Raw genomic sequence first — 23,962 nt, forward strand, 5'->3', positions numbered from 1 at the left:
CACCTCCCGCGCCGGCGCCCCCCCACAATTCTTGACTGTGCCCCCTCCGCCGAACTGATAGGATGCGCGTCATCTCGGTCCGGCCGCAGACGATGCGCATGCGATCGCTCCCTGTTTAGGCGCCCAAGACCGGCCGTTCTGCTGTCGCGCCCAAGCGTGTCCGCGCGCCGAACGGCACCCCAGCCCCGTCAAACCCGCAACACCCCGGCGCCGCCCCACCCGGCCCGTTGCAGCAACCGTTGGAGTGGCGCAAATCGCGCCTGCAAGCATGAACAAACTGAAGCAGCACATCCGCACCCTGAGCGAGAAGGACCGTACGCCGGTGTTGCGCGCCTGCGCGTTGCTGGTGATGGCCGGCCTGCTGTACCTGCTGTGGCCGTCCGCCGAAGTCGCGCGCCTCGCGCTGGAATCGATGGTGCGCTGACGCGCCGTCCGCCCGCCGCTGCGCTATACTTGCGCGATGCAAACCCAATCTGCCTCGCCGAACGTGCATCGCTGGTGGCGCGCCTGACCCAGGCGGCCCGTTTCCTTTTGCATGTCCCGAACGTGATGCCGCCAGCCATGGCGGCATTGTCGTTTCTGTGCCCACGTCATGGCTGGCGGCTTCGATAACCCGGAGCCAATCCACACCATGACGCACCCGACCCGACCGACCATCCTCACCGGCGACCGTACGACCGGCCCGCTGCATCTCGGCCACTACATCGGCTCGCTGCGCGCGCGCGTGCAGATGCAGCACGAGGCGACGCAGTTCCTGCTGCTCGCCGACACGCAGGCGCTGACCGACAACATGGGCCGCCGCCAGCGCGTCACCGAGAACGTGATCGAGGTCGCGCTCGACTACCTGGCCGTCGGCATCGACCCGGCGATCTCGACGATCGTCGTCCAGTCGCAGGTGCCCGAGCTCGCCGAGCTGTCGCAATACCTGCTCAACCTCGTCACGGTCGCGCGCCTCGAGCGCAATCCGACCATCAAGGAAGAGATCCGCCTGCGCGGCTTCGAGCGCGACATCCCGGCCGGCTTCCTGACCTACCCCGTCAGCCAGGCCGCCGACATCACCGCGTTCAAGGCGACGCACGTGCCGGTCGGCGACGACCAGTTGCCGATGATCGAGCAGACCAACGAACTCGTGCGCCGCTTCAACGCGACGGTCGACAAGCCGGTGCTGGTCGAATGCGAGGCCGTGCTGTCGGCGGTCACGCGGCTGCCGGGCATCGACGGCAAGGCGAAGATGAGCAAGTCGCTCGGCAACGCGATCACGCTCGGCTCGACGCCCGACGAGATCGCGCAGGCGGTGAAGGACATGTACACGGACCCGAACCACCTGCGCGTGAGCGACCCCGGCCAGGTCGAAGGCAATGTCGTGTTCACGTTCCTCGATGCGTTCGAGCCCGACGTGGCGAAGGTCGACGAGCTAAAGGCCCACTACCGCCGCGGCGGCCTCGGCGACAGCGTCGTGAAGCGCGTGCTGAACGAGCGGCTGCAGGCCTTGATCGAGCCGATCCGCGCGCGCCGCCGCGAATTCGAGGCGGACAAGGCGGAAGTAATGGCGACCCTGAAGCGCGGCACGCTGCATGCGCGCGAGGTGGCGGGCGCGACGCTGGCGGAGGTGAAAGGCGCGATGGGGCTCACGTACTTCGATTGAGCGGCGATACCCGCGCGCATTCCTCTTTTAGCCACGGAGCAGAACGATGCGGCGTGGCGAGTCATGCAAGCCGCCGCGCGACGCGCCGCTCGACGGCCGTGCCGGCCCACGTCGCCATTTCGACAAGCAACAGGTAACACACGGATAGCGCGAGCAACGTCTCGACGAACGCGAAGCTCGCCGAGCCGATGCCGGTCAGCACGAACGTCAGTTCCGGTACGGTGACGATCGACAGTACCGCGGTTTCCTTGCTCAGCACAATGGCCAGATTGGTCAGCGCCGGCAGGATCAGCACCATCATCTCCGGCAATTGCACGCGAAAGGTCGTTTGCCAGCGGCTCAGGCCGAGACAGGATGCCGCTTCGACATGCCCCTTCGGCACGGCCAGGAATCCGGAACGAAATGCCTCGGTGAAATAGGCGCCTGCATAGAGCGCAAGGCCGACCACGCCTGCCGTCAACGGATCGAACGTCAATCCGAATGCGGGGCCGCCGTAGTACAGCAGAAAGAGCTGCACGAGAAACGGCGTGCCACGGAACAGCTCGACATAGACGCGAATCGCCGCGCGTACGAAGCGGCCGCCCGACTGCTGCGCAAGCGCCGCACCGAAACCGATCGCCGCGCCTGCGAACGTACTCGCCGCCCAGGTCGCCACGGTCATCGCGAGACCCGCACCGATCTCCGGCAGGTTATTCGCGAGTACATCGGAATGGAAAGTCAGCATGAGAATCTCCAGCGAGTAACTGACGCGTCATGCCGCGCGCAGGCGCCGCTCCGCGCCGTGCGCGATCAGTGCCAGCGAACCGCAAAGCAGAAAATAGATCATCCCTGCCGCGACATAAGCCTCGAGCGGCTGATACGTGCTGGCCGCGATGTTCTGCGCGGTTCGCGTGATCTCCGCCACCCCGACCACGGAGACGAGCGATGACGCCTTGATCAGCAGCACCATTTCGTTGACGAGCGACGGCAGTGTCATGCGCACGGCCTGCGGCACCTGAATCCGCCACAGACGATCCTTTGCCGAGAACCCGAGCATCGTCGCCGCCTCGAGCTGGCCCTTCGGGAGATTCGCGAATCCGCCACGGAGAATTTCGGCGATATACGCAGCAGAGCATAGCGACACGGCGCTGACGGCCGCCGTCACGGGCGGCACATTGATGCCCACGAACGGCAGGAAGTAGTAGACGAGCAGCAGTTGCACGAGCAGCGGCACCCCGCGAAACACGCGGACATACGCGCCGGCGGCGGCACGAATCGCGACTTGCGGTGCAAGCCGTCCGCAGCAGATCACGAGGCCGATAAAGAAGCCGAGCACCAGCCCGGCCGCGGAGACTTCGAGCGTCATCAGCGCCGCATGGAACAGCAACGGCAGGCCGTCGACGAAGGTGTTCAGGCTGAACATGGCGGGTTGCTCGGTTGTGGTGCTCGGCTGCCGGGCTCGATAACGTTGCCCGGACGTGCCGCTCAGTAGTTCGGCGTGGGCATCTCGGTCGGCATGACGGTCGCGACGCCGAGCCACTTGCGCTGCAGCGTCGCAAGCGTGCCGTTCTTGTTCAACGTGACGAGCGCCGCGTTGAACGCATTGGCCAGCGACGCGCTGTCCGCATCCTTGCGCAGCGCATACGCGAAGTAGACCTTTGCGCCGAACGCAGGCTGCACCACCGAGAACACGGCCGGGCGCTGCTTCGCGACATACGCGATGTTGGTCAGCGAGTTGGCGACGGCGGCGATGCGCCCGGTCGCGAGGTCCGCATACGCCTGGTTGTTATCGACGTATTCGCGGATCGTCGGCGGCTTCGGCAGCGTCGCCGCGTAGCTCTTCAACTGTTCGAGTTGCGCGCTGCCCTTGCCCGCTCCAACCACCTTGCCCGCAATGTCGGCCGAGGTCTTGAGACTGCCGTCGCCGGTTCGCTTGAGCAAAGCATCGGTGGCTTCCGCGATCGGCAACGAGAATGCGTAGCGCTCCGTGCGCGCCTTCGTTACGGTCAGCGGTCCCGCGACCATGTCGAACTTGCCCGCGTCGAGCCCGGGCAGCACGCTTTCCCACGGCAGATCGATGAAGCGCACCTTCACGCCGACAAGCTGCCCCACAGCCGCGAACAGTTCCTTGTTGAAGCCGGCCTGCTGGCCGTTTTCGACGAAATCGAACGGCGCGAACTGCATTTCGGTCCCCACCACCAGCTCGCCGTGCTGCTTGACGCGATCGAGCAGGCTCTCGGCATGGGCGGCCACGCTGGCAGCCACGAGGGTCAACGCCATGAACAGCGAAGTACAGGACTTGGATCGTTTCATCTGACGTGTTCCATTCGAATCGAAAAGTGACCGGATGTCCGGATGACCGGATTGACGCCTGCCTGGTCATTGCCTGGCGAATCCGTCGTCAACGCAATTTACGCGGTCAATTTGTCGACAGAAATATTGTTTTCCGATCCACCGAAAAGCTTTTCCCTATGCACGCCGTCTTTCATCGCATCTGCGCCGCGTCGTGGCGCCGGCAACGCGTATCGCACAGGCAATCAAGGGTCTGCCCACGCATCGCGCGGATGCGGGCTTGCACGGTTTTGTCGCGTCATGCACCGACGCGACTAATCCATTCGTGCGCACGGTGCACGAACGGAAGCAGCCACGCCGTCCATCGGGCACTCGTGCAAATGCACATGAAAAAATTATGCAGATCTTCGATGACCATCTTTTTGACTATGCAAAATAGCAGCGCGCCTCGCGTTGCGAGCCTTGTCCGATCCGATACCTTGTGCGAGCCACGCTTCATGGAAAATATTGCGTTGCGCTATTCGTTGCGCCAGTTGCGCTACTTCGTGGTCACTGCGGAAACACTGTCGTTTACTGCCGCCGCACGCCAGCTGCACATCTCCCAGCCGTCGATCTCCACATCGATCGGCGAACTGGAATCTTCCTTCGGCATCCAGCTCTTCATCCGCCATCGTGCGAGCGGTGTGTCGTTGACGCCCGCCGGACGCGACGTGCTCGGTCAGGTGCGCAACCTGCTGAAAAACGCTGAGGAATTGCAGACGATGGCACGCGAGATGGACGGGGGCATGTCGGGCACGATCGCGCTCGGGTGCCTCGTCTCGCTCGCTCCGCCTTTGATGCCGGCATTGATGAGCCGCTTCGTTTCCGAGCACAGCGGTATCGGCTTCCGCACGATGGAGGCAAACCAGGACGACCTGCTATCGGCACTGAGCAACGGCACGCTGGACATGGCGCTCACCTATAGCCTCGACCTTGCCGAAGACGTTTCATTCACGCCGCTCGTCACGCTGCCTCCATATGCAATTCTGCCGCTCGAACACAAGCTCGCGCGCAGCAAGAAAGTCGCACTCGCCGATCTGCTCAACGAACCGTATGTTCTGCTCGACCTGCCGCACAGTCGCGAGTACTTTGCAGGACTTTTCGATCCGCTTGGCCGCCGCCCGTCGCCGACGTTCCGTTCGTCACAGCCGGAAGTCGTGCGCGGCATGGTTGCCAACGGCCTTGGCTACAGCATCCTGAACTTCCCGCTTCGTTCAACCCGCACCGTCGATGGCGCGACTTTCGCGGTCCGTCCGTTTCGCGACGAGGTCACGCCGATCACCCTCGGCATCGCGATGTCACGCAGCATGAAACCCCGCCAGCTCGTCACGCGCTTCGCGCAATTCTGCGAAACCTACATCCCTCAGGTGCACGTCCAGGCAACGCCGGCTGCATAGGCAAAAACTTCTTGTTGCATCCGAAAAGAATATTTCGACTCTTTATTGGACTTGTTAAATTGGTTGCCAATGTGATCAGTTTCAATGTTCCCCGGAGGCACGATGAGTTCCATCCCTACGGCAACGCCGTCTATCGACGTGATCGTCCGCGACCTGAAAGCCAACTGCGAACGTGACTTCAGCGATGCCCGCGCGATGCCGCCGGGAGTCTACACATCGCCCGAGTTTCTGGAGCGGGAACAGCAAACCCTCTTTCGCAACGAATGGCTGTGCATGGGTCGCGCGAGCGCGCTCCCGAATCCGGGCGACTACCTGACAGCGGAGATCGCCGGCCAGCCGATCATCGTGATCCGCCGCGACGACGGCACACTGAGTGCAATGTCGAACGTCTGCCTGCACCGCATGTCCACTCTGCTCGAAGGCCGGGGCAATGTGCGCCGGATCGTCTGCCCCTATCACGCGTGGAATTACTCGCTGGACGGCGACCTGCGTGTCGCACCGATGATGGACAGGCAGGACGGATTCTGTAAGGACAGCTACAAGCTTCCGCAGGTTCGCTGCGAGATCTGGCAGGGCTGGGTCTACGTCACGCTCAATCAGGACGCGTCACCCGTTGCCGCCCGACTGAAGGAACTCGACGAATTGATTGCCAGTTACGACATGGCGTCGTATGTCGAGACCTTCCATGAAGAACACGTGTGGAACACCAACTGGAAGATCCTCGCGGAAAACTTCATGGAGAGCTATCACCTGCCGATGCTGCATCGCGCGACGGTAGGCCCGCATTCGAAGCTCGACGAGATGGAGTGCCCGCCCGGACTTCCCGCATTCAACTATCACTGGATCACGAAAGAGGCGTCGCTGCCGATCGGCAATGCGCATCCGAACAACACGCGCCTGCAAGGCCATTGGCGCAAGACGACGGCGCTCCTCGCGATCTACCCGACCCATCTCGTCACGCTGACGCCGGGCTATTTCTGGTATCTGGTACTTCAGCCGCTGGGTGTGGATCGCGTGCATATCCGCTTCGGCGGCGGCCTGTCGCCGGAATTCATCGACGACCCGAAGGCCGCCGAATACATGGCGACGCTGAAGAAGCTTCTCGACGAAGTCAATCTCGAAGACCGGCGCGGCGTCGAGGCGGTGTTCCGCGGCGTGCATGCGCCGCTTGCGAAGCCCGGTCACCTGAGTCATCTGGAACGGCCGAACTACGACTTCGCGCGCTATCTGGCGTCGCACGTCGCAATTTGAAGGCGCACGCCAACGACGCGCCGCCCACGTCACCTCATTGAAGCCCACGATGACCAGTCAACCCTACATTTCGTTCGTCGGCGTCAGCAAATCCTACGACGGCCGGCATGCGGTTGTCGACGGTCTCGATCTCGACATCGCCCGGGGTGAATTCGTCTCGCTGCTGGGGCCGTCCGGGTCCGGCAAGACCACCACGCTGATGATGCTCGCCGGTTTCGAGACCCCGACCGACGGCACCATCCTGCTCGACGGCCAACGTCTCGACGACAAGCCGCCGCACCAGCGCGACATCGGCATGGTGTTCCAGAACTACGCGCTGTTCCCGCACCTGACGATCGCCGAGAACGTCGCGTTTCCGCTCTCGGTGCGCAAGACCGCTCGCGAAGACCGCAAGCAGCGCGTGCAGCGCGCGCTCGACATGGTGGAGCTGTCGCATCTCGCATCGCGGCGCCCCGCCCAGTTGTCGGGCGGCCAGCAGCAGCGTGTCGCGCTGGCCCGCGCACTGGTATTCGAGCCGCGCGTGGTACTGATGGACGAGCCGCTCGGCGCGCTCGACAAACGGCTCCGCGAAACGATGCAATACGAAATCATGCGGCTGCATCGCGATCTGTCGCTCACGATCGTCTATGTGACGCACGATCAAAACGAAGCGCTGACCATGTCGAATCGCGTCGCCGTGTTCTCTGACGGACGCATCCAGCAGGCCGCGACGCCGACCGAGCTGTACGAGAACGCGCAGAACGCGTTCGTCGCGAACTTCGTCGGCGAGAACAACGGTCTCGCCGGGCGCGTCAGCGCGCTCGAGGGCGAATGGGCCGTGCTTCAGCTGCGTGACGGCACCGCGATCCGCGGTCGCCGCGGCAACCAGGTCGAGGCCGGCGACGATGCCACGCTCGCGCTGCGCCCCGAGCGCGCGCAGGTACTCGGCGCGGCCGAAGCCGCGCACGTGCCGGCGGGATCGAACGCACTCGCCGCGACCGTGCGCGACATCGTGTATTGCGGCGATCATCATCGCGTGCAGTTGCAACTCGGCAGCGGCGACACGATGGTCGTCAAGGTCTCCAACACGCGCCTCGTCGCGCTGCCGCCGATCGGCGCGGCCGCGACGATCGTATGGCGCGAGGACGACTGCAAGGTGCTGTCGCCGTCCGCCGTCGCCCGCGTGGCCAGCTCCGCCGTTCGCTTCCCCATCCCGCCTGTTGCCGTGCCCATCGCCTCTGGAGCCTGATCATGAAAAACCCTCGCTACACCTCCCTGCGCCGCGCGATCGCGGCTGCCGTCGGGCTCTGCGCATTCTCCGCGCTGCCTGCCGCCCACGCCGCGGATACGCTGTCCGTCGTCACGTTCGGCGGCGCCTATGAAACGGCCGCGCGCCACGCGTGGTTCGAGCCGTTCACCGCGAAGACGGGCACCCAGTTCCAGACCGAGTCGTACGACGGCGGCCTGGCCAAGCTGCAGGCGATGGAACAGGCGAAGAACGCGACGTGGGACCTGATCGACATGGAAACCAACGACGCGATCAACGCCTGCGACGAAGGTCTGCTCGACAAGCTGGACAACAAGACCATCGGCAACACGTCGGATTTCCTGCCGGGAGCGCTGCGCGAATGCTCGGTGGCCGCGATGGTCTGGTCGACCGTCTACGCATACGACGCGTCGAAGCTGAAGACCGCGCCGACCCACATCGCGGATTTCTTCGACCTGAAGAAATTCCCGGGCAAGCGCGGCCTGCGAAAGTCGCCGAAGGTCACGCTCGAATGGGCACTGGTCGCTGACGGCGTGGCTCCGGCCGACGTCTACAAGGTGCTCGCGACCCCGGCCGGCGTCGATCGTGCATTTGCGAAGCTCGACACGATCAAGTCGAACATCGTCTGGTGGGAAGCCGGTGCGCAAGCCCCGCAGCTGCTCGCGGACGGCGCGGTGACGATGGTGCAGGCATACAACGGCCGCATCGACAGCGCCGTTCACCAGGACAAGAAGCCGTTCAAGATCGTCTGGGACGCGCAGGTCTACGACTATGAATGGTGGGGTGTGCCGAAGGGTGCGAAGCACGCCGCGGCCGCGAAGCAGTTCATCGCCGCATCGGCGCAGCCGCAGGCATACGCGGATCTGTCGAAGTACATCGCTTACGCGCCGCCGCGCAAGGCATCGCTGCCGCTGATCGACAAGGCGCGCCTTGCCGACCTGCCGACCGCGCCGGCCAACTTCAAGCGGCCGATCCAGATCGATGCGAATTTCTGGGCCGACAGCGGCGATGCGCTGTCCAAGCGCTTCCAGACCTGGCTCGGCCAGTGATGCGCCTCTCCATGACGTCGTAGTGGTGTGACGCGGCGCGCCCTGCTCGGGGTGCGTCGCTCCGGAGTTCCGATGAACAACTCGTCAACGTTTCCGATGACGGCGGCAGGCCCCACGCTCGCCACCGGGCACGCCGCCAAATACCGGCACGCACGGCGCAAGGCGGCGGTACGCGCGCTGCTGCTGACGCTGCCCTTGCTCGTGTTCCTGCTCGCAACGTTCATCGCGCCGATTGCGTCGCTGCTTGCCCGCGGCGTGCGCAATCCGGAACTGTCCGGCGCGATGCCGGCGTTCGCGCAGACGCTGCGACACTGGAACGGCCAGGGCGTGCCGGACGAGCGCGTGTTCGCATCCCTCGCCGGCGCACTGAAAAGCGCCGGCGAAGCCGGCACGCTCGGCGACGTGGCGCGCCGGATGAATTTCTATCAGCCCGAGTTCCGCACGCTGCTGCTGAAGTCGGCACGCACGGTGCGCGCCCAGGACGCGGTCACGGCATGGAAGCCCGTCCTGCTCGCCGCCGACGATCGCTGGAACCGGCCCGAAACCTGGCGCCTGCTGAAACGCGCGGCGGCGTCATGGACGCCGGACTATCTGCTGAACGGACTCGACGCGCAGGTGTCGCCCGATGGCGCCGTTCATTCGGTGCCCGCGAACAGCGCGGTCTACCGCGCCGCGTTCATGCGCACGGTGTCGATCAGCGCCACGGTCACGCTGCTGTGCCTGCTGCTCGCCTACCCGGTATCGTGGCTGCTCGCCAACCTGCCGGCCAGGCAGGGCAACGTGCTGATGCTGTTCGTGATCGTGCCGTTCTGGACCTCGCTGCTGGTCCGCACGACCGCATGGTACGTACTGCTGCAACCGGGCGGTGTGGTCAACCGCGTACTGCTCGGGCTGCACGTCGCCGATCATCCGCTGCCGTTGATCTTCAACCGCGCCGGTGTGCTGATCGGCATGACGCACGTGCTGCTGCCCTACATGATTCTCGCGATTTACTCGGTGATGAAAAGCGTGCCGCCGATCTACATGCGCGCCGCGCAATCGCTCGGTGCTCACCCGGCCGTCGCATTCGTTCGCGTGTACGTACCTCAAACGCTGCCGGGCATCGGTGCCGGATGCTTTCTCGTGTTCGTGCTGGCGCTTGGCTACTACATTACGCCGACCCTGCTCGGCGGCGCGGGCGACGAGATGATCAGCCAGCTGATCGCGTCGCAAACCAACGATCTGCTCAACTGGGGGCTGGCCGGTGCGCTGTCCGCGTATCTCGTGATCTTCACCGCCGTGTTTTATTTCATTTTCAACCGGCTCGTCGGCATCGACCGGCTCCGGTTCGGCTGACGCACGACGTCACTGGAGCCGCATCGTGTCCGTGAACCCCAACAGCCTGCCGTCGACACGCATTGCCACTGCCGGCGTGCGCATCCACTGCGCGATCGTGCTGTTCTTTCTGGTAGCGCCGATCCTCGTGATCATTCCGCTGTCGTTCAATTCGGGTTCGTATTTTTCATACCCGATGGAAGGCTTCTCGCTGCGCTGGTACGCGCAGGCATTGGGAAGCCCGGACTGGCAGCGGGCGTTTCTGAACAGCCTTGCAATCGGCGCGGCGTCGACCGCGATTGCAACGAGCCTCGGCACGCTCGCCGCAATCGGTCTCGCGCGCGACACCTTTCCGTTCCGCTCGCTGATCATGCCGATCCTGATTTCTCCCATGATCATACCGATCGTCGTGGTCGCGGCCGGCTTCTACCTCATCTTCGCGCCACTCGGGCTCGTCAACTCCTACCCGGGTGTGATCCTCGCGCATGCGGCACTGGGCACGCCTTTTGTCGTGATTACCGTGACCGCGTCGTTGCTGTCGTTCGACCAAAGCCTGCTGCGCGCCGCCGCCAGTCTCGGTGCCGCGCCGTGGACGAGCTTTCGCCGCGTGACGCTGCCGCTGATCCTGCCGGCGGTTGCCACCGGCGGCGTGTTCGCATTCGCGACCTCGTTCGACGAAGTGATCGTGATCCTCTTCATCGGCGGTCCCGATCAACGCACCGTGCCCCGGCAAATGTGGAGCGGCATTCGCGACCAGATCGATCCGTCGATCCTCGCCGTCGCCACCGTGCTGATCGTGTTCGCGATCTTGCTGTTCACCAGCATCAACTGGCTGCGTGGCCGCGCGCAGACCGCGAGCGCCGCGCGCGAAGCGGCATAGCCGTCGTCCGCCGCGCAGGGGGAAGTCAGCCTGAGCCAATGCCGCCGGTGTCGTGCGTTTCGTCGCGTCCTCGTCCTTTCTTTTCCCTGATTCGATGGCGGCCCCGGCGTTCTTGCCGCGGCCGCCCGATTGCGCTCACTTCATTGCCGGTCCGTACGACTCGCATCTGCATAGGCAAACCAGATGCAATTCATTTTTTAAATATATTTTTCAGATTCAGTGCACCGGCGTAGATTTTCTTCGACACAACGCAATTCGCAGGAAACGCGGCCACACGAATCGCATCGCTTCGGACTCCCGACGCGTTGCGGCTGCCGTGCTCGAACATCGCGCCTCGCGCAACCGTATCGTGAGCATTGCGGCGAATTGCGGCGAAGACGGACTGATCAGTCCATAAACAACCCGATCGATACGCACCAGGAACAACCAACATGACCGTCGAAGTCACATCAATCGATACGCTGGTGGTCGGCGCCGGACAAGCCGGTATCGCGATGAGCGAACATCTCGGTGCGCTTGGCGTGCCGCATCTCGTGCTGGAACGCGATCGCATCGCGGAGCGCTGGCGCACCGGGCGCTGGGATTCGCTGGTGGCGAACGGCCCGGCATGGCACGACCGCTTCCCCAACATGAATATCGACGGTGTCGATGCGGACGGTTTCGCAACGAAGGATCAGGTGGCCCATTACTTCGTCGACTACGCGCGCATGATCCACGCGCCGATCCGCACCGGCGTCGAAGTCAAGCGTGTGGTCCGCGATAGCGGCCGTCAGGGCTTCGTCGTCGAGACAACGGACGGCACCTTCCACGCGAACCGCGTCGTGGTCGCGACCGGCCCGTTCCAATGTCCGGTCATTCCGGCCATCGCGCCCACCGACGCGCGCCTGACGCAGATTCACTCCGCCGACTACCGCAATCCGGCGCAACTGCCCGCTGGCAACGTGCTCGTCGTCGGCGCGGGTTCGTCGGGCGTCCAGATCGCGGCCGAACTGCAACGCTCGGGCCGTCAGGTTTATCTGTCCGTCGGTCCTCACGATCGTCCGCCGCGCGCGTATCGCGGTCGCGATTTCTGCTGGTGGCTCGGCGTACTGGGTCTGTGGGACATGGAAACGATGCGCCCCGGCCGGTCACACGTGACAATCGCCGTGAGCGGCGCGGACGGCGGTCACACGGTCGACTTCCGCCGTCTCGCGCACGACGGTGTGATGCTGGTCGGCGTGACCAGGGCTTTCGATCAAGGCATCGTCACGTTCGAAGCCGATCTCGCGGCCAACATCGCGGCCGGCGACGAAAACTATCTGTCGCTGCTGGACGCCGCCGACGCGTACGCCGCCAGCAACGGCCTCGACCTGCCGGAGGAGCCCGAAGCCCGCCGCATTCCCGCCGATCCGCCATGCGTCACCGAACCGCTCGAGCAACTCGACCTCGCCGCGGCAGGCGTCACGTCGATCATCTGGGCGACCGGCTACGCGAACGACTTCGGCTGGCTGCAGGTCGACGCCTTCGACGAGAACGGCAATCCGAAACATCAGCGCGGCGTCGCAAGCGAGCCCGGCATCTATTTCCTCGGCCTGCCGTGGCTGTCGCGGCGAGGCTCCGCGTTTATCTGGGGCGTCTGGCACGACGCGAAACATGTGGCCGGACATATCGCGACGCAGCGCAGCTACCAGCACTATCACGAGGCCGCCGCGCAACGAAGCCTCCCGGCCGCGGCCGCGCCGCAAGCCGACGATCATGTTGCCGAGCCCGCAGGCACGAGCCCGATGCCGACCCGCGCCGCCGCGCACTGAGCACAAGACCGATTCGCACCACACTGTCTGCCGAACCCTCCTTCAGGAATTCATGACGATGAGCCAGCCGACCCACACCCGTATCCGGATGTTCAACACGAAAGACACCTATCCGAACCAGGCGCTCGACAACGATCTGTGCCAGGCTGTCCGGGCCGGCAACACGGTCTATGTGCGCGGCCAGATCGGCACCGACTTCGACGGCAATCTGGTCGGCCTGGGTGATCCGCGCGCGCAGGCCGAACAGGCAATGAAAAACGTCAAGCAACTGCTGGAGGAAGCCGGCAGCGACCTCTCGCACATCGTCAAGACCACCACGTATCTGATCGATCCGCGTTATCGCGAGCCGGTCTATCAGGTCGTCGGCAAGTGGCTCAAGGGCGTCTATCCGATCTCGACCGGCCTCGTGGTCAGCGCGCTCGGTCAGCCGGAGTGGCTGATGGAAATCGACGTGATCGCCGTGATTCCCGACAATTGGCAGCCGACCCCCGCTGCCGGAGCGTGACATGACATTCTCGATCGTCGGACGGTGTGCCGAAACCGGACAACTCGGCATCGCGATCAGCTCGTCGAGCATTGCAGTGGGTGCGCGCTGCCCGTGGGTTCGCACCGGCGCAGGCGCCGTGGCGACGCAGAACGTCACGCTGCCGTCGCTCGGCCCGCAGGTGCTCGACCTGCTCGGCGACGGCGCGGCCGATCCCGCGCAGGCGCTCGAAGCCGCGCTCGCCACCGATCGCTGGCGCGACTACCGGCAGGTCACGGTCGTCGATGCACGGGGCCGCACGGCATTCCAGACCGGCGCGCAGGCGCTCGGCCTGCATCATGCGGTGGCGGGCATACAGTGCGTCGCCGCGGGCAACATGCTCGCCAGTCGGGACGTGATCTCCGCGATGGTGCCCGCGTTCGAGCAGACGCCGGGCCTGCTCGCCGACCGTCTGCTCGCGGCGATGCAAGCCGCGATCGACGCAGGCGGAGAGGCCGGCCCGGTGCATTCGGCCGCGTTGAAGGTCGTCGATACGCAGGTGTGGCCGCTCGTCGACCTGCGGGTCGACTGGACCGACGACGCACCGATCGCGGCGCTCGCCGCGCTGTGGCATGCATACCGTCCGCAGATGCAGGACTACGTGACGCGCGCGCTCGATCCGACGGCCGCGCCGCGATACGGAGTGCCCGGCGATGAGTGATCCGGCCAGCCGCACGCTGCTCGCCGAACTGATCGGCTTCGACACGGTCAGCCGGCACTCGAACCTCGCGATGATCGCGTTCATCCGCGACTATCTGGCGGTCTACGGCATAGACAGCGAACTGTTCTACAACGACGAGCGCAGCAAGGCGAACCTGTTCGCCACGATCGGACCGCGCGACCGCGGCGGCATCCTGCTTTCGGGTCATACGGACGTGGTGCCCGCCGACGGCCAGGCATGGACCGTCGAGCCGTTTCGGATGAGCGAACGCGACGGCCGGCTGTATGGCCGCGGCACCGCGGACATGAAGGGTTTTCTTGCGTCGGTGCTGGCCGCGGTACCGATGTTCGTCGAGCGCCGGTTGTCGTTGCCGATCCATCTCGCGTTCTCGTACGACGAGGAGATCGGCTGTCTCGGCGTGCGGCCGATGCTGGCCGAACTCGCGAAGCGCCCGCACAGGCCGGTGCTGTGCGTGATCGGCGAGCCGACCGAATTGAAGCCGGTTCTCGGCCACAAGGGCAAACTGGCGATGCGCTGCCACGTCAAAGGCGCAGCGTGCCATTCCGCGTATGCGCCCTACGGCATCAATGCGATTCAGTATGCTTCGCGTCTGGTCAACCGGCTGGAGGAAATCGGCGAGCGCCTCGCGCAACCGGAGCATCACGACGCGCGCTTCGATCCGCCGTTCTCGACTGTCCAGACCGGGCTGATCCGCGGCGGCAAGGCATTGAACATCGTTCCCGACGCATGCGAATTCGATTTCGAGGTCCGCACGCTGCCCGGCTTCGACGCCGATGAAGTGACCGGCGAATTGCGGGCCTATGCGGAGCAACAACTGACGCCGAAGATGCGCGCGGTTCACGCGGATTGCGATATCCGGATGCAGCCGCTGTCCGCCTACCCGGGCCTCTCGACACCGGACGATGGCGACGCCGCACGGCTGCTGTCGATACTCAGCGGATCGAGCGCGTTCGGCACCGTTGCGTTCGGCACGGAAGGCGGACTGTTCGAGCAGGCCGGCATCCCGACCGTGGTGTGCGGGCCGGGCAGCATGGACCAGGGGCACAAGCCGGACGAGTTCGTGAGCGTCGAGCAGCTGCAGGGTTGCGATGCGATGCTGCGGCGGCTGGCGGATCATCTCGCCACGGTCGAAGAGACTGATCGCGCGACCGACTGATCCCGATTCCGTCGAGCGCACGTGGCGGCCAGGGCACCACGCAGGGTCGCGCGATACGGCCTGCGGGCACGCGATGCTGCATAGGAAAAACGTGCGAATGACATTCGAAAAGTGTTTTTCCCCAATCAATATTGACCACGTAAAGTCGGCTCATCGAACTTGCATTGCGTCCTTCGCCTGACACGAGTGAATACGGCGCGGTGACCAGAACCGATCGAGGCAATCATGAACGCAGTCAGCGCCATCCCCGCAACCGTACCTGCCGCAACGCTCGCCGCGGCGTCCGCCACGCCGCTCGTCGAAGTCAAGGGTTTGCACAAACGTTTTGGCGAAACCGATGTGCTGCGCGGAATCGACGTGTCGATCGAGAAATCCGAAGTGGTCTGCCTGATTGGTCCGTCCGGATCGGGCAAGAGCACGCTGCTGCGCTGCATGGCCGCCCTCGAAACCTGCGATCACGGTGAAATACGGATCGGCGGCGAGATGCTCGGCTATGTCGAACGCAACGGCGCGCGCGTGCGTGCGTCGAGCGCCGAGATCAACCGCGTGCGCCGCAACATCGGCATGGTGTTTCAGCAGTTCAATCTGTGGCCGCACATGAGCGTGCTCGGCAACGTGACCGAAGCGCTGCGGCGCGTGCGCCGCATGCCCGGTGCCGATGCGGACGCCATCGGTGGCCGCATGCTCGAAATGGTCGGCATGTCCCACAAGGCGGATGCCCATCCGTCGAAACTGTCCGGTGGCCAGCAGCAGCGCGTGGCGATCGCCCGCGCGTTGGCGATGGAGCCGAACCTGATGCTGTTCGACGAGCCAACCTCCGCACTGGACCCGGAGCTCGTCGGCGAAGTGCTGCAGGTCATGAAGCAGCTCGCACGCGACGGGATGACGATGGTCGTCGTCACGCACGAGATGGGCTTCGCCGCGCAGATGGCCGATCGCGTCGTGTTTCTCGACCATGGCCGGATCGCAGTGAGCGGCGCACCGGGCGAGGTGTTCCGCCGCTCCACGAACCCCCGGCTGCAGCAGTTCCTGCAGAACTATCGCGACCGCAACGCGTTCTGGAAATCGGACGACGCAACGGCCGACGCGGACGGCCCGGCCGTCCTGAGGCAGTAAGCGGATCGATGCATCGACGCGTGGCCGGCGCTGCGCCGCCCGACTGATTGACCCCTTTCGACAATTCCCTGGCTCCAGCCATGAACCTGCGGCCGGCGCCCCCTTTTTTCTCACGCTTGCGCTCACGCACTTCGACATGAACGAAACCCAGCTTCGCACCGATCTCGCCGCCGCCTTCCGCTGCTTCGCCCGCCTCGGCATGCATGAAGCGGTCGCGAACCACTTCAGCGTCGCCGTTTCCGACGACGGCCGTCGCTTCCTGATGAACCCAAAATGGATGCACTTCTCGCGGATCCGCGCGAGCGACCTGGTTCTGCTGGAGGCCGACGATCGCTCGGGCCTCGAAAACGGCCGCATCGATCCGACCGCGTGGGCGATCCATGGTCAGCTGCACCAGCAACTGCCGCATGTGCGCGTCGCCATGCACCTGCACCCCGTCCATGTCACCGCGATCTCGACATTGTCCGATCCGACCATCCTGCCCATCGAACAGAACACGGCCCGCTATTTCAATCGTGTCGCACTGGACACCGCGTTCTCCGGAATGGCGGATACCGAAGACGAAGGCGCCCGCCTCGTGTCGCTGCTCAAGGACAAGTCGCGTCTGCTGATGGGCAATCACGGCGTACTGGTGACCGCGCCGACCGTCGGCGAGGCGTTCGACGACATGTACACGCTCGAGCGCGCCTGCCGGATCCTCGTCAGCGCGTACGCGACCGGCAGGCCGATCAATGTGCTGTCCGACGAAGTGGCCGAGAAGACCGCGCGTGACTGGGAAGGCTTCCGTGACTTCTCGATCGCGCATTTCGAAGAAATGAAGCGCATCCTGGACGTCGAGGAACCGTCGTATCGCGATTGAGCACGTGCATCACGAGGTCATCATGCTTTCCGGAACACTGCAAGTTCGTGTCGAAGAAATCCGCGACGAAGCCCCCGGCATCCGCTCGTTCCGGATCGTGCGGGCTGACGGCGAGGCGTTCGATCCGCATCAGCCTGGTGCCCATATCGACGTGTATGCGCCGAGCGGCGTCATTCGCCAATACTCGCTATGCGGCGATCCCGCGCGGCGCGACGCACTGTGGTTCGCCGTCAAGCGCGAAACGGCGTCGCGCGGTGGCTCGCGCTCGTTGCACGAGGACGTCGCGGTTGGGTCCGGCCTGAAGATCGGCCGTCCGCGCAACCTGTTCAAACTCCGTGACGACGCACGTGAGCACCTTTTGATCGGCGCAGGCATCGGCATCACGCCGCTGATGTCGATGGCCTGGCATCTGTCACGAGAACGCGCGCCGTTCACGCTGCATCTGTTCGCCCGCGATGCAGCCCATGCTGCGTTTCTGCCGTTGCTGTCGAGTCCGCCGTTCGCGGCACATGTCGAGTTTCACTTCGGCGTCGACACCCATGAACTGGACGCTGAACTCGAACGCTGCATCCGAAGCGCAGCCGAGGGCGCCCACCTCTACACCTGCGGGCCCTCGCCGTTCATGGACCGTGTCGTCGCGATCGGCGAAGCCCGGCTCGGCGCCGGCCGCGTACATCTGGAACGCTTTGCTGCGAAGCCGGACGCCGTGCCCGCAACGAACGAAGCCGCCGACTCGTCCGGCGCGCCCGATACGTTCGATGTCCAGGTTGCGCGTACCGGTCAGGTGGTGCGTGTGGACAAAGGCGTGTCGATCGTCGATGCGCTCGCCCGCATCGGCATCGTCATCGATACCGTCTGCACCGAGGGAATCTGCGGCACCTGTATCGTCGACGTAGTCGAAGGCACGCCCGCACATCGTGATCAATGCCTCGACCGATCCGAGCGCGCCAGCAACAGGCTGATCTGCTGCTGCGTATCGCGCTCCAGCTCCCCGCTTCTCGTGCTCGACGTCTGAAAGCAGTCAACCCCGCTCGCGCTCCGGCGCCGCCGCCGCGTTGCACACGGCCTCGATCCGGTTGCCGGCAGGGTCGATCAGAAAGGCAGCGTAGTAGTGTTCGTGGTAGTGCGGTCTCAACCCCGGCTCGCCGTCAGACTGGCCGCCCGCGGCCAGGCCCGCATCGAAAAAGGCATGCACCTGCTCGCGCGAAGCGGCCTTGAAGCACCAATGCCGCTTGCTCGCGCCGACTTCGGCAGGATCCAGATAGACCGCCAGAAACGTCGATGCGGTGTCGTTCGCATTGCAGCGTTCGCCGTAGCCGAGCGCGGCCGGCCGGTCGTAGACCTTCGCCGCGCCCAGCGCCGCCATCACGGCATCGTAGAACGGGCGCGCCTGGTCGATATCAGGCACGCCGATGGACACGTGGTCGAGAAGTTGCATGAGTTCGGCTCCATTGAACGACCACGAGTCTACACAAACACGCGGGCTCCGACCGGCCGCTGGCAGCGCGAAGTCAAAGATACATGTCGGCCCGCGCTTACTCGGATCTGACTGGGACAGCCGCAGACCGCGTACTCGACCGGCCGGGATCCGCGAGCCTGGGCAACCAGGCGAACGCGATGGCCATCAGCGCCGATCCGGCGACGAGCATCGGAACGACCATGGGCCACGCACCAAGCCGATAATGCGGATCAACGAAAGCCGATGCGGTCTGTCCCACGCAGAAAGCGGCGCACATCATGATGAAGCCGGACCACGACACCGCACGTCCCGCCAGGTGCGGCAGGCCTCCCACAGCACCGGCCTGTCCGCAAGGCTGGTGGATGCCGTGTCCCAGGCAATAAACCCCGTGGCCCAGCAGCAGCGGCCACGCGCTGCCGGGGAGCAGCCAGCAGCCGAGCCCCTGAATGACCGCGCCTGAAAGGCTTAGCATGGCGCCTTGGCGCACCGTTCGCAACAGGCCGTGGCGATGTAGCAGACGCCTGCAACCCATTGTGCTCAGCATGTAGACGAGCGAGCCGCCAGCGGGTATCCAGCCATATAGCTCCGGCGACAGGCCGAGGTAACCGATATAGACCATCGGCGAAAGCAACAGAAAGCAGAACATGCCGCAGTAGGTGACGGCAGCCAGCAGCGCCCACGCGCGGAATTCGGGACTATCGAAGATCTCGCGGACGCCGCCCGCCGGCGTCTGCGCCCCGTCCGTGCGCTGCACGGTTTCCTCGAAGCTGCGCCAGCACGCCACGCACAGCACGAGCGCGTACAGGCTCATGGCAGCGAGCACCCAGCGCCAGCCGACATGCTGCGCAATATAGGCGCCGGCGATCGGCGCAGTCAGTGCCGTCGCGCCAAGCCCCGTGAGGCCGCGAGCCATCACATGCGGACCTTCGCTCGCGGGATACAGGTCGCGCACTGCCGCGCGCGCGCACACGAGAATGGCCGCCATCGCCAGCCCCTGGAACGCGCGCGCCACCGTCAGCATCGCCGCACTCGGCGCAAGCGCACCGGCCAGCGCCGCGATGGTGTAGCCCGCGAGACCCGCCAGCAGCACCGGCCGACGCCCATAGCGGTCGGCCAGGCTACCCATCGGCAACTGCCCCATGCCGAATACGAGCGCGAACACCGTGAGGCTGGTGCTGGCTGAACCGAGTGCCGTCGCGATCGCGGGCAGCGCCGGCAGATAACTGTCGGTCGCGACCGGCTGCGCAGCCAGCAGAAACGGAAGGAGTAGTGCAAAACTCAGCGGGCCGCGGCGGCTCATGCAGGTATGTCCTGAAGCAGATCCTTCACGCGGCCAACCATCGCGACGATGTCGCAAAAAACTGCGGCCGGCACGCGAAGCATTCGAAACAACCGTATCAAAGCGACTCAGTACGCAATGGTCGACGTGCGTCGCAGTTCTTCGGCAGTCGCACTGCCGAAACCGAAGAACTCCAGATAGGCCGGAATCATTTCGAACAGCATGTCGGTGCCCACCTGCACTTCGCAGCCCTTCTGGCGTGCTGCACGCAGGAACGGCGTGTACTCCGATTTCATCACCACCTCGCCCACGAAGCAGCCAGGTGCGATGCGCGCAACATCGAACGGCAACGGGTCATCCGCCTTCATGCCGAGCGGCGTCGCGTTCACCACGACCTCGAAGCCGTCCGGATCGTTCGAGCCGGTGCTGACCTTCAGAGCCGGATAGTGCTCGCGCAGCCGCTGCGCGAGTCCGTCGGCCGACTCGGGCCGCGCGTCGTACACCGCCAGTTCGCGGACGCCCGCCGCCGCCAGCGACGCGGCAATCGCCGAACCGACACCGCCCGCGCCCGACATCAGCACGCGCGCGCCCTCCAGCCGTCGGCCTTTGCGCAACACGCCGCGCACGAAACCCGCGCCGTCGAACTGGTCGCCCAGCAACGTGCCATCGGGACGTCTGAGCACCGCGTTGCACGCGCCGGCGATGCGCACGGCAGGTGTGACCTCATCGACGAGTCCGACCGTCGTCACTTTGTGCGGCATCGTGATGAGCGCGCCGCGCAGGTTCGTGAAGCGGAAGATCGACTTGAAACTTTGCACGTAGTCTTCCGCTTTGACGCCCATCGGCACGACCACCGCGTCGATGCCTTGCTGCTCGAACCACGGGTTGTAGATCATCGGCGACTTGAAGCTCTCGGTCGGATAGCCGATGTGCGCAATGAGGGTGGTCTTTCCGGAAATCATGACTGGTATTTCCTCGTTCGGACGACAGTCAGGCGCGCGCGCTAAAGGCCAGTGCCCGCAGGCGGTCGTACTCGGCCTTGTCCACCGCGTGCGAATCCGACTGGCCCAGCTCGCTCATCGGGATTCGATACGTCTCGCGGGCGCTGAGCGCGGCCAGCGCAGAGATCACCGTGACGCCGAATGCGAGCGCGCCGACGGTGAGCCAGATGTTGGTGGCTCCCGGCGGCGCGACGGCCGTGAAGAGCGCCGGCAGCATCGCCGTGATGGCCGTGCCGACGTTCTGCGCGATCGCCATCGCGGAAACACGCGAGCGCGTCGGGAACAGTTCGGGGTAGAAGCTCGGGAACACCGCGTTGTAGCCTTGATAGACCACGCCCCACATCAGCAGCGACATCACGAAAGCGAACGGCACATTGTGGATGCTGATCGCGTACAGATAAGCAAAGGCGAGCAGGCCCGACAGCAGCGCCCCGATGATGATCGGCGGCTTGCGGCCGATCCTGTCGGACAGATTGCCGACATACGGAATCACCAGCACCGCGACGATGTTGCCCACGACAGGAATCCACAGATAGACGTCCTTGGCGAACCCGATGCCGTAGGCCGGCTGCACTGCATATGCCGCGCCGAAGATGGTCGCCACCACCGGAATCACGTTCATCAGCGCCATGCATACCACGCGCAGCATGTTCGCCCAGCTGTACTTGAACGCGTCGACCACCGGCGAGCGAGGAAGTGCCTGCCGTTGCCCTTCCTCGGTGAACGCGGGCGTCTCGTCGACGTTGCGCCGAATGATCCAGCCCGCGATGATGACCACGAAGCTCAGCAGGAAGGGAATGCGCCAGCCCCACACGTTGAACTGCTCGGCGGGCATGTAGTGCGCGAGCGGCAGGAATACGGCTGCCGCCAGGATCTGCCCCGCCTGCACCCCTTGCAGCGTGAAGCTGGAGTAGAAGCCGCGCCGGCCGAAGGGCGCATGCTCCAGGATCATCGAGCTGGCGCCGGAGATCTCGCCCGCCACGGCGAAGCCCTGCACCAGACGCAGGATCACCAGCAGCACCGGCGCGAGCAGGCCGACCTGTTCGTAAGTCGGCAGCAGACCAACGCCGATCGTCGAAAAACCCATAAGGAACATGCACGAGAGCAGTACTTTCTTGCGCCCGTGCGTATCGCCGAGGTGCCCGAGCACGAAGGCGCCGATCGGCCGCGCGACATAACCCACACCGTAGGTCGCGAGCGAGGCGACGATCGCGGTCGTCGCATTGCCCTTTGGAAAAAAGATCTGCGGAAAGATCAGCGCAGACGCGGTGGCGTAGATGAAGAAGTCGTAGTATTCGAGCGCCGAGCCGATCCAGCCGCTCGCTGCCGCCTTCTTCGACTGATGCTTGCCTTGAGGCACGTGGTCCGTGTCTGCGTTCATCGATGTCTCCGGATTATGTGGCCGGGCGACTGACCGATGTCACCCGATGGATCGCAGAGTAGCCCCCCGCAACGACGTGACACAATGGCGACATGCGCGCTCGCGTTCGATCATCGCGCACATGCGTGCGATAATCGAACGTTCCAAGGGTTTTTCTCCGGGTGCTGGCATGCGTCCGCGCCGGGGAGTGATGGGGCGTCCCGGGCGGCTCGTGGGCGGAGACGATTTGTGGGTGAACGCGCCCGAGTGTGTGCAAGTCACAACCGCGGGGCCATCGCAGGCCTTTCGGTCTCAGGCGGATAGACCCGCCACGATCGGTCGTCGTGTCTGAAGAAGAAAAGCGCTGGCGTTCCCATTGGCCCGATTCTGCGTGGACTATGAGCGGCACTTTGGTGAATCGCCGTCGGCTTCTCTACGTTACCGGGGCAAATCCGGCCAGCGCGCCCGGAGCCTCGATCCATGAGGATTCTGGCGTGACCGAATTATTTTGCTCTGCGATCGTCGACAAAAATGCCCGCCCCCTGGACGCGCATGTCGTGGCCTCCGTGGAACGCACGCCGCCGCGCAAGCCGCTCACGCTCACGTGATCTGATAAGTCGACGCCGGCACGAACTCCTCCGGCATCGGCCGATCGCCGAGCTCCAGCACCGACCGTTCGATCGTGCGCGACATCGCATCGAGCGCGAGCGCGTTCGGCGCAAGACCGAACGGCTCGGCAACCTCGTTCGCGATTGCCTCGAGCGCGATCAGCGTGTAGGAAATGAACACGCAGATCAACGGCGTGAAGAACTCGGTCGAATCGACGAGCCCGAACGGCAGCAGCACGCAATACGCATACACGGTGCGATGGAGCAGCACGCTGTACGAAAACGGGATCGGCGTCGACAGGATGCGCTCGCACCCCCCGACAGACTTGCCGAGCTCGTCGAGTTGCGCCTCGAACATCCAGCAGGTTGTGTCGCCGCCGGGCGCGCGGCCCAGCGCACGAGCGATGCCGCCGCGCAGTTCGTCGAGGATCGCGACCGGCTTGTAGCATTTTCCGCCGAGCGCGGCCGTGCGCTCCGCCCCGAGGATCCGCAGCAGGTCTTCGGTTGGATCGGTATGGCGCAGCTGATGCTTCAGCGCGTACGCAAGCGCGATCAGCAGATCGGCGAGCCGGTTGCGCTCGGCGTCGCTCACGCCGTCCGGCAGATAGCGATGCAGTTGCGACGTCACGGTGCGTGCGGCGATCAGCAGGTTGCCCCACAGATGTCGCGCCTCCTTGAAGCGCTCGAAGCTCGCGTTGTTGCGAAACCCCAGGAAGATCGCGAGCGCGAGCCCGAACAGCGTGAACGGCGCGGTGTTCAGCGGAATCTTCTCGCCGAAGATGCGCCCGTTCGTGAAGACCGCCAGCGTGCTGACGACCGCCATGAACACCAGTTGCGGAATGATCGATTGCAGCACGGAGCCGTTCCATACGAACAGCATCCTGAGCCAGTTCTGTCGTGGTCTGACGATCATGGTGTTTATTCTCGACTGCCAACGAAATACGCACTACGAAAGCGCCCGACGTGCAACGGCCCGCGCGTGGCGGGCCGCTGTCCGATCGATGCCGGGCCGCGTGACGAGATGCACGGCATTTGCG

General features: G+C 64.7%; 25 protein-coding genes. 16 read left to right on the forward strand and 9 right to left on the reverse strand.

What is annotated here, in order from left to right:
• The first annotated feature begins 268 nt into the window (after nucleotides 1-268).
• Both DIE06_RS38415 and trpS read left to right on the forward strand, forming a co-directional pair.
• Nucleotides 269-424, forward strand: a complete 156-nt coding sequence (locus DIE06_RS38415) for a hypothetical protein (RefSeq protein WP_185733459.1) — start codon at nucleotides 269-271, stop codon at nucleotides 422-424.
• 207 nt (nucleotides 425-631) lie between these two features.
• Nucleotides 632-1,645, forward strand: a complete 1,014-nt coding sequence (trpS, locus tag DIE06_RS23700) for a tryptophan--tRNA ligase (RefSeq protein ID WP_124663444.1) — start codon at nucleotides 632-634, stop codon at nucleotides 1,643-1,645.
• A 61-nt stretch (nucleotides 1,646-1,706) separates the two neighbouring features.
• Here trpS and DIE06_RS23705 read toward each other — a convergent pair whose 3' ends face one another.
• From DIE06_RS23705 to DIE06_RS23715, 3 genes are all read right to left on the reverse strand, one after another.
• Nucleotides 1,707-2,369: an amino acid ABC transporter permease gene (locus tag DIE06_RS23705; RefSeq protein WP_124663445.1), complete on the reverse strand. Its 663-nt coding sequence runs from the start codon at nucleotides 2,367-2,369 to the stop codon at nucleotides 1,707-1,709.
• 27 nt (nucleotides 2,370-2,396) lie between these two features.
• A complete protein-coding gene (locus DIE06_RS23710) occupies nucleotides 2,397-3,047 on the reverse strand; it encodes an amino acid ABC transporter permease (protein WP_124663446.1) in 651 nt (216 codons plus the stop codon).
• 62 nt (nucleotides 3,048-3,109) lie between these two features.
• Nucleotides 3,110-3,937: a transporter substrate-binding domain-containing protein gene (locus tag DIE06_RS23715; RefSeq protein ID WP_124663447.1), complete on the reverse strand. Its 828-nt coding sequence runs from the start codon at nucleotides 3,935-3,937 to the stop codon at nucleotides 3,110-3,112.
• 476 nt (nucleotides 3,938-4,413) lie between these two features.
• Here DIE06_RS23715 and DIE06_RS23720 point away from each other — a divergent pair, with 476 nt between their 5' ends.
• The 6 genes from DIE06_RS23720 (at nucleotide 4,414) to DIE06_RS23745 (ending at nucleotide 11,092) form a co-directional block, all read left to right on the forward strand.
• Nucleotides 4,414-5,352 carry a LysR family transcriptional regulator gene (locus tag DIE06_RS23720; RefSeq protein WP_124663494.1) on the forward strand — a complete coding sequence of 313 codons (939 nt, stop codon included), beginning with the start codon at nucleotides 4,414-4,416 and terminating at the stop codon, nucleotides 5,350-5,352.
• Nucleotides 5,353-5,454: 102 nt separating this feature from the next.
• Nucleotides 5,455-6,603, forward strand: a complete 1,149-nt coding sequence (locus DIE06_RS23725) for an SRPBCC family protein (protein ID WP_124663448.1) — start codon at nucleotides 5,455-5,457, stop codon at nucleotides 6,601-6,603.
• 49 nt (nucleotides 6,604-6,652) lie between these two features.
• On the forward strand, nucleotides 6,653-7,831 hold the full coding sequence (locus tag DIE06_RS23730) for an ABC transporter ATP-binding protein (protein ID WP_124663449.1): 1,179 nt from the start codon (nucleotides 6,653-6,655) through the stop codon (nucleotides 7,829-7,831).
• Nucleotides 7,832-7,833: 2 nt separating this feature from the next.
• Nucleotides 7,834-8,898, forward strand: a complete 1,065-nt coding sequence (locus DIE06_RS23735; RefSeq protein ID WP_124663450.1) for an extracellular solute-binding protein — start codon at nucleotides 7,834-7,836, stop codon at nucleotides 8,896-8,898.
• 72 nt (nucleotides 8,899-8,970) lie between these two features.
• Complete coding sequence (locus DIE06_RS23740; RefSeq protein WP_185733460.1) at nucleotides 8,971-10,233, forward strand: ABC transporter permease; 1,263 nt, start codon at nucleotides 8,971-8,973, stop codon at nucleotides 10,231-10,233.
• 25 nt (nucleotides 10,234-10,258) lie between these two features.
• Nucleotides 10,259-11,092, forward strand: a complete 834-nt coding sequence (locus tag DIE06_RS23745; RefSeq protein WP_124663451.1) for an ABC transporter permease — start codon at nucleotides 10,259-10,261, stop codon at nucleotides 11,090-11,092.
• A gap of 190 nt (nucleotides 11,093-11,282) precedes the next feature.
• Here the strand turns inward: DIE06_RS23745 and DIE06_RS23750 are convergent, their stop codons facing one another.
• Nucleotides 11,283-11,525 carry a hypothetical protein gene (locus DIE06_RS23750; protein ID WP_124663452.1) on the reverse strand — a complete coding sequence of 81 codons (243 nt, stop codon included), beginning with the start codon at nucleotides 11,523-11,525 and terminating at the stop codon, nucleotides 11,283-11,285.
• On the opposite strand from DIE06_RS23750, the gene DIE06_RS23755 reads away from it, so the two are divergent.
• The 7 genes from DIE06_RS23755 (at nucleotide 11,524) to DIE06_RS23785 (ending at nucleotide 18,233) form a co-directional block, all read left to right on the forward strand.
• Nucleotides 11,524-12,882: an NAD(P)/FAD-dependent oxidoreductase gene (locus DIE06_RS23755; protein ID WP_124663453.1), complete on the forward strand. Its 1,359-nt coding sequence runs from the start codon at nucleotides 11,524-11,526 to the stop codon at nucleotides 12,880-12,882. The two genes, DIE06_RS23750 and DIE06_RS23755, sit on opposite strands and share 2 nt — an antisense overlap.
• Nucleotides 12,883-12,940: 58 nt before the next feature.
• Nucleotides 12,941-13,387, forward strand: coding sequence for a RidA family protein (locus DIE06_RS23760; protein ID WP_124663454.1), 447 nt, complete (start codon nucleotides 12,941-12,943; stop codon nucleotides 13,385-13,387).
• 1 nt (nucleotide 13,388) lies between these two features.
• Nucleotides 13,389-14,066, forward strand: a complete 678-nt coding sequence (locus DIE06_RS23765) for a DUF1028 domain-containing protein (protein ID WP_124663455.1) — start codon at nucleotides 13,389-13,391, stop codon at nucleotides 14,064-14,066.
• Nucleotides 14,059-15,243 carry an acetylornithine deacetylase gene (gene argE / locus DIE06_RS23770; protein WP_124663456.1) on the forward strand — a complete coding sequence of 395 codons (1,185 nt, stop codon included), beginning with the start codon at nucleotides 14,059-14,061 and terminating at the stop codon, nucleotides 15,241-15,243. The genes DIE06_RS23765 and argE overlap by 8 nt, the downstream gene beginning before the upstream one ends.
• Nucleotides 15,244-15,468: 225 nt before the next feature.
• Nucleotides 15,469-16,359 carry an amino acid ABC transporter ATP-binding protein gene (locus DIE06_RS23775; protein ID WP_124663457.1) on the forward strand — a complete coding sequence of 297 codons (891 nt, stop codon included), beginning with the start codon at nucleotides 15,469-15,471 and terminating at the stop codon, nucleotides 16,357-16,359.
• A 136-nt stretch (nucleotides 16,360-16,495) separates the two neighbouring features.
• Nucleotides 16,496-17,218 carry a class II aldolase and adducin N-terminal domain-containing protein gene (locus DIE06_RS23780; RefSeq protein ID WP_124663458.1) on the forward strand — a complete coding sequence of 241 codons (723 nt, stop codon included), beginning with the start codon at nucleotides 16,496-16,498 and terminating at the stop codon, nucleotides 17,216-17,218.
• Nucleotides 17,219-17,240: 22 nt separating this feature from the next.
• Nucleotides 17,241-18,233 (forward strand): PDR/VanB family oxidoreductase, encoded by a 993-nt coding sequence (locus tag DIE06_RS23785; RefSeq protein WP_124663459.1) that lies wholly within the window; start codon nucleotides 17,241-17,243, stop codon nucleotides 18,231-18,233.
• A gap of 6 nt (nucleotides 18,234-18,239) precedes the next feature.
• Here the strand turns inward: DIE06_RS23785 and DIE06_RS23790 are convergent, their stop codons facing one another.
• From DIE06_RS23790 to DIE06_RS23805, 4 genes are all read right to left on the reverse strand, one after another.
• Nucleotides 18,240-18,656: a VOC family protein gene (locus DIE06_RS23790; RefSeq protein ID WP_124663460.1), complete on the reverse strand. Its 417-nt coding sequence runs from the start codon at nucleotides 18,654-18,656 to the stop codon at nucleotides 18,240-18,242.
• Between the two features lie 97 nt (nucleotides 18,657-18,753).
• Nucleotides 18,754-19,977, reverse strand: coding sequence for an MFS transporter (locus DIE06_RS23795; protein ID WP_124663461.1), 1,224 nt, complete (start codon nucleotides 19,975-19,977; stop codon nucleotides 18,754-18,756).
• Nucleotides 19,978-20,084: 107 nt separating this feature from the next.
• A complete protein-coding gene (locus DIE06_RS23800) occupies nucleotides 20,085-20,918 on the reverse strand; it encodes a shikimate dehydrogenase (protein WP_124663462.1) in 834 nt (277 codons plus the stop codon).
• 28 nt (nucleotides 20,919-20,946) lie between these two features.
• A complete protein-coding gene (locus DIE06_RS23805; protein WP_124663463.1) occupies nucleotides 20,947-22,338 on the reverse strand; it encodes an MFS transporter in 1,392 nt (463 codons plus the stop codon).
• Nucleotides 22,339-22,661: 323 nt separating this feature from the next.
• Between DIE06_RS23805 and DIE06_RS38420 the strand changes: the two genes are divergently transcribed.
• Complete coding sequence (locus DIE06_RS38420) at nucleotides 22,662-22,925, forward strand: hypothetical protein (RefSeq protein ID WP_185733461.1); 264 nt, start codon at nucleotides 22,662-22,664, stop codon at nucleotides 22,923-22,925.
• Here the strand turns inward: DIE06_RS38420 and DIE06_RS23815 are convergent.
• Entirely contained in the window at nucleotides 22,918-23,838 is a 921-nt protein-coding gene (locus DIE06_RS23815) for a bestrophin family protein (protein ID WP_124663465.1), read from the reverse strand. The two genes, DIE06_RS38420 and DIE06_RS23815, sit on opposite strands and share 8 nt — an antisense overlap.
• Nucleotides 23,839-23,962 lie beyond the last annotated feature (124 nt).

Origin of the sequence: Burkholderia sp. Bp8998, assembly GCF_003854235.1 — a bacterium.
Lineage (GTDB): Bacteria > Pseudomonadota > Gammaproteobacteria > Burkholderiales > Burkholderiaceae > Burkholderia.